The sequence below is a fragment of the Methanoculleus formosensis genome (assembly GCF_025384765.1).
Lineage (GTDB): Archaea > Halobacteriota > Methanomicrobia > Methanomicrobiales > Methanoculleaceae > Methanoculleus > Methanoculleus formosensis.
In genome coordinates this window covers 66,195-79,061 of record NZ_VHLL01000005.1, presented here as the reverse complement: position 1 = coordinate 79,061, position 12,867 = coordinate 66,195, and the positions used below count along the sequence as shown (strand labels likewise).

11 protein-coding genes are annotated in these 12,867 nt (G+C 67.1%); 9 read left to right on the top strand and 2 right to left on the bottom strand.

The window, feature by feature from the left end; translation table 11 throughout:
* Positions 1–286: 286 nt before the first annotated feature.
* From FKB36_RS09585 to FKB36_RS09550, 8 genes are read left to right on the top strand one after another with little or no spacing between them, the layout of a single operon-like run.
* The gene (locus tag FKB36_RS09585; protein ID WP_261597838.1) at positions 287–1,078 is read left to right on the top strand and encodes a 2-amino-3,7-dideoxy-D-threo-hept-6-ulosonate synthase; all 792 of its coding nucleotides are present in this window, start codon (positions 287–289) and stop codon (positions 1,076–1,078) included.
* Positions 1,079–1,083: 5 nt separating this feature from the next.
* Complete coding sequence (locus FKB36_RS09580) at positions 1,084–1,869, top strand: 2-amino-3,7-dideoxy-D-threo-hept-6-ulosonate synthase (protein ID WP_261597837.1); 786 nt, start codon at positions 1,084–1,086, stop codon at positions 1,867–1,869.
* Positions 1,866–2,852: a 3-dehydroquinate synthase II gene (locus tag FKB36_RS09575; protein WP_261597836.1), complete on the top strand. Its 987-nt coding sequence runs from the start codon at positions 1,866–1,868 to the stop codon at positions 2,850–2,852. Before FKB36_RS09580 ends, FKB36_RS09575 begins: the two co-directional genes overlap by 4 nt.
* A 5-nt stretch (positions 2,853–2,857) precedes the next feature.
* Positions 2,858–3,682 (top strand): prephenate dehydrogenase/arogenate dehydrogenase family protein, encoded by an 825-nt coding sequence (locus tag FKB36_RS09570; RefSeq protein ID WP_261597835.1) that lies wholly within the window; start codon positions 2,858–2,860, stop codon positions 3,680–3,682.
* Complete coding sequence (locus FKB36_RS09565; RefSeq protein ID WP_261597834.1) at positions 3,679–4,473, top strand: prephenate dehydratase; 795 nt, start codon at positions 3,679–3,681, stop codon at positions 4,471–4,473. The genes FKB36_RS09570 and FKB36_RS09565 overlap by 4 nt, the downstream gene beginning before the upstream one ends.
* Positions 4,470–5,738 (top strand): 3-phosphoshikimate 1-carboxyvinyltransferase, encoded by a 1,269-nt coding sequence (gene aroA, locus FKB36_RS09560; RefSeq protein WP_261597833.1) that lies wholly within the window; start codon positions 4,470–4,472, stop codon positions 5,736–5,738. Before FKB36_RS09565 ends, aroA begins: the two co-directional genes overlap by 4 nt.
* Positions 5,735–7,219: a shikimate dehydrogenase gene (aroE, locus tag FKB36_RS09555; RefSeq protein WP_261597832.1), complete on the top strand. Its 1,485-nt coding sequence runs from the start codon at positions 5,735–5,737 to the stop codon at positions 7,217–7,219. The genes aroA and aroE overlap by 4 nt, the downstream gene beginning before the upstream one ends.
* A complete protein-coding gene (locus tag FKB36_RS09550) occupies positions 7,216–8,244 on the top strand; it encodes a chorismate synthase (RefSeq protein ID WP_261597831.1) in 1,029 nt (342 codons plus the stop codon). The genes aroE and FKB36_RS09550 overlap by 4 nt, the downstream gene beginning before the upstream one ends.
* Before the next feature lie 433 nt (positions 8,245–8,677).
* Here the strand turns inward: FKB36_RS09550 and FKB36_RS09545 are convergent, their stop codons facing one another.
* Positions 8,678–9,307 (bottom strand): type I 3-dehydroquinate dehydratase, encoded by a 630-nt coding sequence (locus FKB36_RS09545; RefSeq protein WP_261597830.1) that lies wholly within the window; start codon positions 9,305–9,307, stop codon positions 8,678–8,680.
* 81 nt (positions 9,308–9,388) lie between these two features.
* The gene (locus FKB36_RS09540; protein WP_261597829.1) at positions 9,389–10,189 is read right to left on the bottom strand and encodes a pyrroline-5-carboxylate reductase family protein; all 801 of its coding nucleotides are present in this window, start codon (positions 10,187–10,189) and stop codon (positions 9,389–9,391) included.
* Between the two features lie 98 nt (positions 10,190–10,287).
* Between FKB36_RS09540 and FKB36_RS09535 the strand changes: the two genes are divergently transcribed.
* The gene (locus FKB36_RS09535) at positions 10,288–12,819 is read left to right on the top strand and encodes a U32 family peptidase (RefSeq protein WP_261597828.1); all 2,532 of its coding nucleotides are present in this window, start codon (positions 10,288–10,290) and stop codon (positions 12,817–12,819) included.
* Positions 12,820–12,867 lie beyond the last annotated feature (48 nt).

Sequence of the window (12,867 nt, the reverse complement as noted above, 5' to 3'; positions counted from 1 at the left end):
CCATCTCCCGCCCCGGATCCTTCTCCCGCGTGCAAATCCGGTATATATTTATACAAAAACACGGTAACGGTACTTCCAATGCGTGGTGGATGTTTTTTCGCCGGTGACCGCTTTTATCTCGGTTAACGGAGTAGCCATCACGTGCGCAGAAGCGATCTGCGAGTTTTTGACAGCCGACATCCGTAACAGTGGAGCGGCAGCGTTCTATCGCTATTTTGCCTGGTTTATCCAGTTTTAATCACTCCCGGAAAGACTACATCATCAAAATCCGGGGAGGACTATGGTTATGAGAGGAAAAGAGATTCGCCTGGAACGTATCATGGATCGGAACACCGGCAGGACGATCATCGTGCCGCTCGATCACGGGGTGACGCTCGGCCCCATCCCGGGGCTGGTCGATATGGGAAAGACCATCGACCTGGTCGCCGAGGGTGGAGCGAACGCGGTGATCGGCCACGTGGGGCTTGCATTGCACGGGCACAGGGGGCACGGGCAGGATGTCGGCCTCATCATGCACCTCTCGGCGAGCACCAGCATCGGACCCGACCCGAACGACAAGGTGCTCGTGAACACCGTCACGAACGCCCTGAAGATGGGCGCCGACGGCGTATCGGTGCATATCAACGTCGGCGCCGAGTCCGAGGCGCGGATGCTTGAAGACCTGGGCCGGGTCGCGGTCACGTGCATGGAGTGGGGGATGCCGCTCCTCGCGATGATGTACCCGCGCGGCAGGAAGGTCGCGGACGAGCACGACCTCGAGTGTGTCAAACTCTCCGCACGGGTGGCGGCGGAGTTCGGTGCCGATATCGTCAAGACCGTCTACACCGGCGACCCCGACTCGTTCCGGGAGGTGACGAGAGGGTGCCCGGTGCCGGTCGTGGTCGCGGGCGGTTCGAAGACCGATGAGCGGGCGATCCTCGACCTGATCGAGGGCGCGATGGAGGGGGGTGCCGCCGGGATATCGATCGGGAGGAACGCCTTCCAGCACCCGGCGCCCAATCGCCTTATCCGTGCCGCTGCACTGATCATTCATGAAGGGCGATCGGCAGAGGAAGCGATGGAGATTCTCAGGACGTGATGGATATGATAGGAAAAGAGATCCGCCTTGAGCAGATAATGGACAGGAACACCGGCCGCGCCGTGATCATTCCCATGGACCACGGGTTCACGATGGGCCAGATCGAAGGGCTCTGCACCATGACCGAGACCGTCAACGCGGTGAGCGAAGGGGGAGCAAACGCCATCGTCCTCCACAAAGGGATGGTGAAGGGAGGGCACAGAAAGAGCGGAAAGGATATCGGCCTCATCGTGCACCTCTCCGCAAGCACATCGATGAATCCGGACCCGAACGACAAAGTGCTCGTCTGCACCGTGGAGGAGGCGGTCGCGCTCGGTGGCGATGCGGTCTCGATCCACATAAACCTCGGCGCGCCGAATGAGTCGCGAATGCTCGAATCGGCCGGCGAGGTGGTGCGGGACTGCAACCGCTGGGGGATACCGCTCCTGATCATGATCTACCCCCGCGGCAAGGGGATCGATCCCACCTCGCCGCAGGCGATCGGGCACTGTGTCCGTGTGGCGGAAGAGCTCGGGGCCGACCTGATCAAGACGAACTACACCGGGAACCCGGAGACGTTCCGGCGGATAACCGCCGCCTGCTCGGTGCCGGTGATGATCGCCGGCGGTGAGAAGGGCGGGGATACGGAGACGCTCACGACCATCCGGGACGCGATCGATGCGGGCGCAGCAGGCGTCTGCATGGGACGAAACGCCTTCCAGCGCGACGACCCCGCCGGGTTCATCGCCGCGATCTCCCGGGTGGTGCACGAGGGTAAGAGTGCGTCCGAGGCCCTGGAGACTGAGCGATGAAACGGTTCTGGGTCGACCTCCGGCCGTGGCAAAAAGACCTCGCGACAACCGCGATCGAGAGCGGTGCCGATGCCCTGGTCGTGGACGACGCAGAGCGCGTGCGGGAACTCGGCCGGGTGACGACGGTCGCAGAGAACGGCGACCTCGTCCCCGGAAAGGACGCCTTCGAGGTCGAGATCGTCGACAAGGAGTCCGAGGAGGAGGCGCTCCGGCTCTCCCGCGAGGGCTACGTCATCGTCCGGACGCGGGACTGGACGGTCATCCCGCTCGAGAACCTCGTCGCGCAGTCCGACCGGATCATCGCCGCGGTCGGAAGCGCCGACGAGGCGAAGGTCGCCCTGACCGTCCTCGAACGCGGAGCGGCAGGGGTCCTCCTCTCGACCGACGATCCGGTGGAGATCCGGCGGGTCGCGAAGACGATCGCCGGCGCCGGCGCGCCTGTTTCCCTCGTCCCGTTCGAGGTGACCCGGATCGTCCCCGTCGGGATGGGTGACCGGGTCTGCGTCGACACCTGTTCGATCCTCGCCGACGGTGAAGGGATGCTCGTCGGCAACACCTCCTCGGCGTTCCTGATGGTGCACCCCGAGACCCTGGAGAACCCCTACGTGGCGCCGCGCCCGTTCCGGGTGAATGCCGGGGCGGTACACGCCTACACCCTCCTCCCGGACGGGAAGACCGCGTACCTCGCCGACCTCGCGGTGGGCGATAAGGTGCTCGTCGCGGAGCATACCGGCACGACCCACGAGGCGGTCGTCGGCAGGGTGAAGATCGAGCGCCGCCCGCTCCTCCTCGTCGAGGCAAGAGCGGGCGACAGAGCGGTGAGCCTGGTTCTCCAGAACGCCGAGACGATCCGGCTCGTCCGGGAGGACGGGACGGCCGTATCGGTCGCCGCCCTCGCGGTCGGGGATAGGGTGCTCGGCAGCGTCGCGGAGGGCGGGCGGCACTTCGGCATCGCCGTCAAAGAGACGATCCTGGAGAAGTGACATTAATGCTTGCAGGCATCATCGGCGGCACGGGGCAGATGGGCCGGTTCTTTGCGGAGGTCTTTGAGACCGCTGGGTGGGAGACGATCGTCTCCGGGACGGAGACGTCGCTTTCCAACCGGGACGTCGCGGAGATGGCGGATCTCGTGATGGTCTCGGTGCCGATCCGCGCCACCGTCGGGGTGATCCGCGAGGTTGCACCGCTCCTCTCGGAGGAGCAGGTCATCTGTGACCTCACCTCCCTCAAGGTCGAGCCCGTCCGGGCGATGCTCACATCCCGCGCGGAGGTGATCGGGCTCCACCCGATGTTCGGGCCGGGTGCTGCGTCGCTCCAGGGCCAGACGATCGTCGCGACACCGGCCCGGTGCAGCCAGGAGACCCTTGAAGGGCTCCTCTCCGTCTTCCGCGACCAGGGGGCAGCGATCACCCTCTCGACGCCGGAAGACCACGACCGGATGATGGCGGTGATCCAGGGGCTCACCCACTTCGGGACGCTCGCAAAGGCGGAAGCCATCCGCCGGACCGGCGCCGATGTCGGAGAGACCCTCACGTTCACGAGCCCCATCTACCGGATCGAGATGGGCCTCGTCGGGCGGCTCCTCGCCCAGGATGCGGGGCTCTACGGCGACATCCTCCAGATGAACCCGGCCGTGCCGGAGGTGCTCGGGAGGTTCGAGGAGGCTGTCCGGATGCTTCGCGAGATCGTCGAGTCCGGGGACGACGAACGGTTCGGGGCATTCTTTGCCGAGAATGCCGGACATTATGCCTCGTACCTCGGGGCGGCGACGGAAGAGACGGACGACCTCATCAGCCATGTGGTGAACCGATGATCGTCGTAACGCTCGGGCCGGCGGGAACGTTCAGCCACGAACTCGCGGTCAGGCTCTACGGGGACGATATCGAACTCCTGCCGACGATCCGCAGCATCATCAAGCGCGTGGCGGCCGGCGGAGCAAAGGGGCTCGTCCCGATAGAGAACTCGGAGGCCGGCGGCGTTGGGGAGACGCTCCAGGGGCTCCTGGAGTTCGATGTCTCGATCACCGCTGAAGCCTATATGCCCGTCCGGCACCACCTCGCGGCCCGGGGAGATCCCGGACGCCTCTCGGTCATCTACGCGCACCCGCAGACGCATGAGCAGTGCTCCGTCCTCCTCGATCGTCTCGGGGTGGAGGTCGTGCACACGAGCAGCAATGCGGCAAGCGCGATGGCGATGCAGAAGGACGAGCGCTCCGGCGCAGTCATCTCGGAGACGGCGGCGGCGGTTTACGGCCTCCCGGTTGCCGAGCGGGACGTCCAGAACAGCGAGGGTAACACCACCCGGTTCATCGAGATATCTGCTCTCCCCCGCGGGAGCGCGGGAACCACGAAGTGCAGCCTCATCGTCGATCCCGAACTCGACCGGGTCGGCCTCCTTGCCGATATCCTCGCGGTCTTCGCCCGGCGCGGGATCAACCTGACCCGGATCGAGTCGCGGCCGTCCCGCCGGGGCATGGGGAGGTACCTCTTCTTCATCGATATGGAGACCGCCGAAGGGTGGCGGGAGGCAAAGGAGGAACTCAAGAGCATGACCACCGTCAGAGAACTCGGGTGTTACGCCCGTATGGAGGTGCCGGGGCTATGATCGTCAGGGTCTCCCGGATCGGCCCGGTCGACGCGAGGTTCGAAGCGCCGCCGTCGAAAAGTTACACCCACCGGGCGCTGATCGCGGGAGCGCTCGCCTCAGGGAGAACACGGATCACGAGGCCGCTCCGGGCGGCCGATACGGAACTGACCGCCCGGGGGCTCGAGAGCCTCGGGGTGCCGCTCGAGTGGCTGCCGGGGGAGATCGCCGTCGCCGGCTGCAGCGGCACCTTCCCCGCACCGGGGGAGGTGACGATCGACTGCGGGAACTCCGGGACGACGCTGCGGCTCCTCACCTCAGCGGCGCTCCTCTCCCGGCACCCGGTGGTGCTGACGGGGAACCAGAGGATGCTCGAACGGCCGGTCGGCCCCCTTGCCGGGGCGCTCCGCACACTCGGCGGCGACGTCGCGTTTGTCGGCCAGCCTGGCTATCCTCCTATCTGCATCTCCGGCAGGCTCCGGGGCGGAAGGACGGAGATCGACGGGAGCATCAGCAGCCAGTTCGTCTCGTCCATCCTGATGGCGGCGCCTTACGCTGAGGAGGACGTGGAACTCACGCTCCCGGCGGCCCCGGCCTCACGGTCGTATCTCGACGTGACCGCGGACGTGATGCTCGGGTTCGGTGCCCGCATAGAACGGCGCGGGTACGACTGGTTCCGGGTTGAGAGCGGGAGAGCCTACCGGGGGAGGGACTATCCCGTCGAGGGCGACTACTCCTCGGCCTCCTACCTCTTCGCGGTCGCGGCCGTCTGCGGCGGGAGGGTCGCGGTCACGGGCCTCTCCCCGGATTCCGTCCAGGGCGACCGCCGGTTCCTCGACGCCCTCGAGGCGATGGGGTGCCGGGTGACCGCCGGGAGAGAAGCGGTGACGGTGGAGCGGACGGGAGACCTCCGCGGGATCGAGATCGATATGTCCTCGTCCCCCGACACCGTCCAGACGCTCGCGGCGGTGGCGGCGACGGCAGGGTCGCCGACGAGGATCACGGGAACGGCGCACCTGCAGTACAAGGAGAGCGACCGCGTCGGGGTGACGGCGGAGACCCTTCGGAGGATGGGTGCGGGGGTCGAGGTGACGGAGGACTCCCTCACGATCACGCCCGGTCCCCTCCACGGGGTGGCCGTCGACCCGCACGACGACCACCGGACGGCGATGGCGTTTGCCGTGCTCGGGCTCGCGGTCGGCGGGATGGCGATCCGTGACCCCGAATGCGTGGAGAAGTCCTTCCCCGGGTTCTGGGAGGCGCTCTACGGGGAGGGGCTGCTGTGAAGGTCGTCCTCGTCGGTTTCCGGGGGACCGGGAAGACCTCGGTCGGGCGGATCCTCGCTGACCGCCTCGGGGTGGCGTTCTACGACACCGATGCGCTCGTCGAGCAGCGGGCAGGGATGCCGATCCCGGAGATCTTTCGCCGGGTCGGAGAGGCGCACTTCCGCAGCCTCGAGCGGGAGATCGTCGCGTCGCTACGGGATGCGGAGGGCGTGATCGGAACCGGCGGGGGGGCGGTATGCGACCCGGCAAACGTCGCCGACCTCCGGCGGCATGGGAGGGTCTTCCTCCTCACCGCCCCGCCCGGGGTCATCCACGAGCGGATCGCCGGGAGCGACCGGCCGGGACTGACCGGTCTCCCACCGAAAGAAGAGGTGCGCACGCTCCTTCTCCGGAGAAAGGTGGCTTACCTCGGTGCGGCCGACGCCTGCATCGATACCGGGAGGCGCACGCCGGGAGAGGTCGCGGATCTGATCGTCCGGGAGATCGGTGGGGAAGCCGGCATCTCCCCGGACGAGAAACATGAAGATGCAGAGTTTTCCCGCAGCCTGCCACTCCCTTCGCGAACTTCGCGGCTTCGCGTGCGGCCTGATCCCCATCCCCAAATTCCTGTTTCACGCGAAGACGCGAAGACGCGAAATCATGAACGCGATATCCTCCTTGAGCAGTTTGGGCTCTCCACCCTCCGGGAGGAGATTGACCGTGACCCGGGCCTCATGGTATGCGGCATCGCCGGGAACCCCTGCGCCCACAGCAGAAGCCCGCTCCTCTACAACCGGCTCTTTACGCACTTCGGGATGAACTACCACTACACCCGCTTCGAGTGGCCGGATATGGGAACCATCATCCGCCTTGCCTCCCTCCTTCCCTTGAAGGGCTTATCCGTCACCATCCCTTTCAAGAGCGACGTGATGCGCTACCTGGATGAGGTGGACGAGCACGCGGCGGCGATCGGGGCGGCGAACACCGTCGTCCGGTGCGGCGGAAGGCTGTACGGCCACAACACCGACTGGCTGGGCGTCCGCTCGCCGCTTGCCCACCGGCGGGGGGCCCGGGCGGTGGTGCTCGGCGCCGGGGGCGCGGCGGCCGCTGCGGTCTACGCACTCAGAACGCTTGATATGGAGGTTACGGTGCTTGCCCGGCGGCCGGAGGCGGCGCGGAAGCTTGCAGAACGATTCGATTGCCGGTGGGGCGGCCTCGAAGGGTTCAAGGGAAGCGACGCCGATGTTGTGGTGCATACGACCCCGGTCGGGATGGAGCCCGACACCCGGAGCCTGATTGCCGCTTGCTCCCTCGAGCGGAAGACGACCGTCTTCGACCTCGTCTACACTCCGCCGGAGACGCCCCTTCTCCGGGCGGCGAGGGAGGCCGGGTGCGAGACGATACCCGGCACGGAGATGTTCGTCCACCAGGCGGCGGAGCAGTTCCGGCTGATCACCGGGATTCTCGTCACGCCTGAGCTGGTGCGGGAGATGCTTTCATGAACACGTTCGGGAGAAACTTCAGGTGCACGACGTTCGGCGAGAGCCACGGGCCGGCGATGGGCGCGGTCATCGACGGCTGCCCGCCCGGTATCCCCCTCGCGGAGGCGGATATCCAGCCCTACCTCGACCGGAGGCGGCCGGGGAAGAGCGCGCTTGAGTCCGGGAGGCAGGAGGCCGACCGGGTGGAGATCCTCTCAGGGGTCTTTGAGGGGCGGACGACTGGCGCTCCCATCGCGCTTCTCGTCAGGAACCGGGACGTCCGGTCGGAAGATTACGACGCGCTCCGGGATGTCTTCCGGCCGGGGCATGCGGACTACACCTGGCAGGCGAAGTACGGTCTCCGCGATCACCGCGGCGGCGGGAGGAGTTCGGGCCGGGAGACCCTTGCCCGGGTCGCCGCCGGAGCGGTGGCGGTGCGCTGCCTCGAACCCTGCGGCGTAACGATTCGGGGGAGAGTTCTTGAGGTGCATGGTGCGACGGATCCGGCAGCGATGGAGGCCGAGATCCGTGCCGCCCGGGATGCGGGGGATTCCGTGGGCGGGATCGTCGAGGTGACGGCGTCGGGGTGCCCGGCGGGGCTCGGCGACCCGGTATTCGGGAAACTCGACGCCGCCATCGCCGGGGCGATGATGGGGATCGGTGCGGTGAAGGGCATCGAGCTCGGCGAGGGGTTCGGCGCCGCCCGGTTGTTTGGAAGCGAGATGAACGATCCCATCACCGAAGCCGGGTTTTCGAGCAACCGTGCGGGCGGGGTCCTCGGCGGGATCAGCACCGGGCAGGATGTCGTCGTCCGGCTCGCCGTCAAGCCGACGCCCTCGATACGCAAGGCGCAACGGACCGTCGATATCACTGGAAAGGAGCGGGAGATCTCCGTCGAAGGGCGGCACGACCCCTGCATCGCGCCGCGGATCGTCCCGGTCGCGGAGTGCATGATGGCACTGGTTGTTCTGGATGCGATGCTCGAGCAGGCGAAGTACCGGGGATTTGGGGGGGAGCAGGGCAGTCCCTTTAGGGAAGGGTTTTAGGACCCCTGCCTTGCGAGGTATCGCTATCCCTGTGGAATCGAGAGAGCCCGGTCACCGAATATTGGAAGAAGCCCGATACGGTGGACCGTGGGGGTATCGCCATGGGGGTGGGGCTGACGGGGAGGGGGGAGCATCCCCCCTCCCCTGTCTCCACATCCTAAGGGATTCCTGTAACCCCCACCCCGCCCGGCCTCCGGCCTCCTCCCCCGCCCCCCAAGGCGGGGGCAGTGCGTGGCGATATCCCCTGGTAAGCCGTTGTAAGGGACAGGAGGGAAAACTGTCTTTCGATTACGTAGAACAAGCGTGAACCTATGGCAGTCAAGATCGTGGCGAGCACACCCACACCCTCAGCGCTCGCACACTCACCATTTTGCCGAACTCAACTCGAAATTCACTATCTTCAAAAGCCCACCCCAGGCCGGGCCGTCCCCCCTCACTTCAACAGATCCGCAAGTTGCCGCATCTCCCGTATATGGTACTGCCCCTCGGCCGTCGGGGTGCCGGCATGGCAGTAGACGAACTCTGAGCCGAGGAGCGGCAGGATTGCGCGGGCGTAGCGGAACTCCGCGCCCATGATGCTCGTGCAAACGGGTTTCTGGGCGCGGTGGGTGAAGGCGATCAGGTCGAAGAGATCGTCCCGGGATTTAGGGTGCACGACGATCTTCGGAATGTCGCCGTATGACCGGAGCATCTCCTCGATCCTCCCGAGCTCCGGCGGTGTGGGCATCTCGTTCGTGTGGAGCGATGCAAGGATCTGGACACCCTGGCTCTTGATGAACGGCGCGTGATCCCGGTAGCGCGCTTCCACGTCCACGATATCGACGTAGCGCGCTATCGGCCCGACGATCCGGGCCCAGAGATCTGCATCGCCGACAAACCGGCCACCCTCGTCCCTGCTCCTGAGCGTGGCGATCAGCGGGATGACGGTCTTCTCACGGATAGCACGGACCTGGTCCAGCAGGTCCCCCTCCATCCGGTCGAGCCTTAGCTCGATGAACGTCGGGTTGTACTCCGCCACCTCGCCAACAGCGGCGGCATTCTCCACAGAGACGACGATCTTCATAGTTACCGGATGTATTCCCGCCCTATCATTTAATAGTCTGCCTGCGATCGCCCGAAGATCGGGAGCGGTCCCGGCCCACCGTCACTTCCCCACCGCGCCGTAACGCTCCAGCATGGCGGCGACCGCCTCATCGAAGACCCCCGGCAGCCGCTCCCGGAGTCTCTTCACCCCGGCCTCCGTGACGCCGCCGCCGGTTGCGACCCGCCCGACCAGGTCACCGGGCGCTTCGCCGGTCTTTCGGAGGTAGGCTGCCGTAGCCGCGGTCGTCTCCGTTGCGAGGCTAAGCGCCCGATCCGTCGTAAGGCCGCTCGCACGGGCCGTCGCGTCCGCCAGTTCCTCGATGATTGCGGCGAGCAGCCCCGGCCCGCAACTCGAGAGTATGGTGGCCGCCGGGAGCTCCTCCTCCCCGACGAGCATCACGTTCCCGATGGAAGAAAAAAGCCCCTCCACACGGGAAGCGTCCTGCATGCCTGTCTGCCGCCCATGGCAGACGAGCGTCGTCCCCTGCCCGACCGTGGAGGTGATCGTGGGAATGACCCGGGTGACCTGACCCGGGAAGAGCCCCTCAAGCTCCGCGAGGCTGATGCCCGCGGCGAGCGAGACGATATGCTCGTCGCCGTCCATCACGGGGACGATCTCGCGGAGGACTTCCATCACCTCCTGCGGCCGAACAGCGAGGATGATCGTCCGGCACCGCCGGGCGAGTTCACTGTTCGTTCCAGCGATGCCGATGCCGGGCCATGCTGCGGCGCATGCATCCCGGCTCTCCCGGCTCCTCGATGTAACCACGACCTCATCGATACCGAGCACGCCGGACGAGAGAAACCCGTCCACCAGCATGCTGCCCATGTGTCCGTAGCCGATAATACCTATACAATCCATACGCTAGCCCCTCTCCAGGTCGCTCTCCCGCCAAAAAAGGATACCCGCTCTGCCCCGGGGTGGGTATATAGGCCGTCGAAGCGAACGGTACGGAACAGATGCCGCACAATCACCATCAGACGTCCGGGTTGCCGGAACTGCTTGCGCCGGCCGGGTCGCCGGAAGCCCTGGCCGCGGCGGTTGCCGCCGGTGCCGATGCCGTCTACCTCGCCGGGCGACGGTTCGGAGCCAGGTACTACGCGGCGAACTTCTCCGACGAGGAGCTCCGCTCCGCTGTCGATTACGCGCACCTCCGGGGAGTCGGGGTCTACGTCACCGTAAACGTCCTCGTCCGGGACGCCGAACTCCCCGACGTCGCCTGCTACCTCCTCTGGCTCTACGAGACCGGGGTCGATGCCGTTCTGGTGCAGGACGCCGGAGTGGCGTCGCTTGCCCGGGAGGTCGTCCCGGACCTCACCCTCCACGCCTCGACCCAAATGGCGATCCACAACCGGGAAGGCGTGGCGCGGGCGGCACGGGAGGGGTTCTCCCGCGTGGTGCTCGCCCGGGAACTCACCCTCGCTGAGATCGAAGATATCGCGGCCGATGCCGGGGCGCAGGGGGTCGGTATCGAGGTCTTTGCCCACGGAGCGCTCTGCTACTGCTACTCGGGCCAGTGCCTCCTCTCCTCGGTCATCGGGGGACGGAGCGGCAACCGCGGGATGTGCGCCCAGCCCTGCCGGAAGCCCTACCGCCTCGTGACCGCCGGGACGGACGAGTACGGGCGGCCAAAAGACCTCCGCCCCGTGCCGGGAACCGATCGCTACCTCCTCTCGACCCGGGACCTCTCGGTATACCCGTGCCTCGACCTCCTTGCACGTGCGCCGGTGGCCTCGCTCAAGATCGAGGGGAGGATGCGCTCGGTGGAGTACGTCGCCATGGTGACGGCCATCTACCGGCGTGCTCTCGACGCGATCGCCGCCGGGGAAGACTGGTCGCCCTCGCAGGGGGATATGCGCGACCTCGCGCTTGCGTTCAACCGGGAGTTCACGGAGGGCTACATCCTCGGCGCCCGCGATATCATGGCCCGCGACCGGCCCGGGAACCGGGGCGTTCTGCTCGGCACGGCCATTGGCTACGACCCCCGGAGGCAGGAGGCGACCGTGCGCCTCACCGGCGACGTCGCCCCCCGTTCGGGGGATGGGCTCGCCTTCTCTTCCGACGACCCCGACCGCGATGTAGGGGCGGTCGTCCGCGGCACCCCCCCTGTCCGCTCCGGCACGGTGCGGCTCTCCGTCCCCGCACCCGTCGATGTCGGCGCCCGGGTCTTCCTGACGAAGAGCGCGGATCTCGAGGAGCGGGCAAAGCAGATCATGAAGAAACACCTGCAGCCGCTGCCGCTCGACGTAACGGTCGCCTGGGAGGACGGGACACCCTGCCTGGAGGCGGTCGTCGACCCGGACGGCGGCGAGCCGCTCCGGGTGCGCTACCGCTCCGACCTCGTGATGGAGCCGGCACGGAGCCGGCCGCTTACCGAGGAGCAGATCGAAGAACAGCTGACAAAGACCGGGGGGACGCCGTTTGCGATACGAGACCTGACGCTCCGCTACCCCGGCGGGCTCTTTGCGCCGCTTGGGGAACTTAACCGGGTCAGGCGAACGTTTCTGGAGAAAATCGAGGAGGCCGTGCTCGCCGCACGTCGCCCCGGGGAGGATGCGGTGCGTGCGGCCCGGGAGAGGGTCGAAGCGGCAGTTACCGGGCTGGAGCGGCCGGCAGGCGCTCCCCGGAACCCCCGGCTCCCGTCGGTCTCGGTCTACGCGAGTAGCCTCGAAGAGGCGGAGGCCGCCGCCCGGTCAGGCGCCCGCACCGTCTACCTGGAGGCCCCCGCCTCCGGCATCCTCGAGGAGGCCGCTACCGCCTGCCGGGAAGCGGGTGCAGACCTCGTCTGGAAATGGCCGTCGATCACCCGGCGCACCTTCCTCGACGCGGCGACCCCACTCCTCCCGTCGCTCTATGATGCGGGCGTCCGCGGGGTGATGGTGAGCGGGATGGGCGCCGCGGACGCGGTGCGGCGGGCCGAGCCCCGGATGGCGCTCTACGGCGCCGTCGGGCTGAACCTCTGGAACCACCGCACCGCCGCGGAACTCGCGCCGCTCTTTCTGCGGTGCACGGCCTCCCCCGAACTCCCGGCCGACGACCTCGCCGGGCTTGCGGCAGCGGCCGGGGATATCCTCCTCCTCGAGGTGCTCGTCCAGGGGAACGTCGAGGCGATGGTGACCGAGGACAGGCTCGCGGCGGCGATCACCGGAGGAGAACCCGGCGGCCGGTTCCTGGGCCTCCGGGACGGAAGAAACCGCGTCTTCCCGCTCCGGTGCGACGGCGAGGGGCGGACTTACATCGCGAACGCCGTCGAGACCTCTCTCATCGACCACCTGCCCCTGATCGCCGCGATGGGCATCGATGCCGTCGCCATCGACGCACGGGGACGGGGACCGCGCTACGCAGCGGAGATGGCCCGGCTCTACCGGACGGCTATCGAGGCCGTGGCCCACAGAGACGTCCGCGCCCTTCCCGCGCTCAAGGACGAGGTGAAACTGCGGGCGCTCGGGGGCATCACTGGCGGGCATTTCGTCAGGGGGATCGAGGAGTGAGGGGCGTCACCTGCCCTCGGCATCAGAGTTAATATCAGGAGGAGCAAT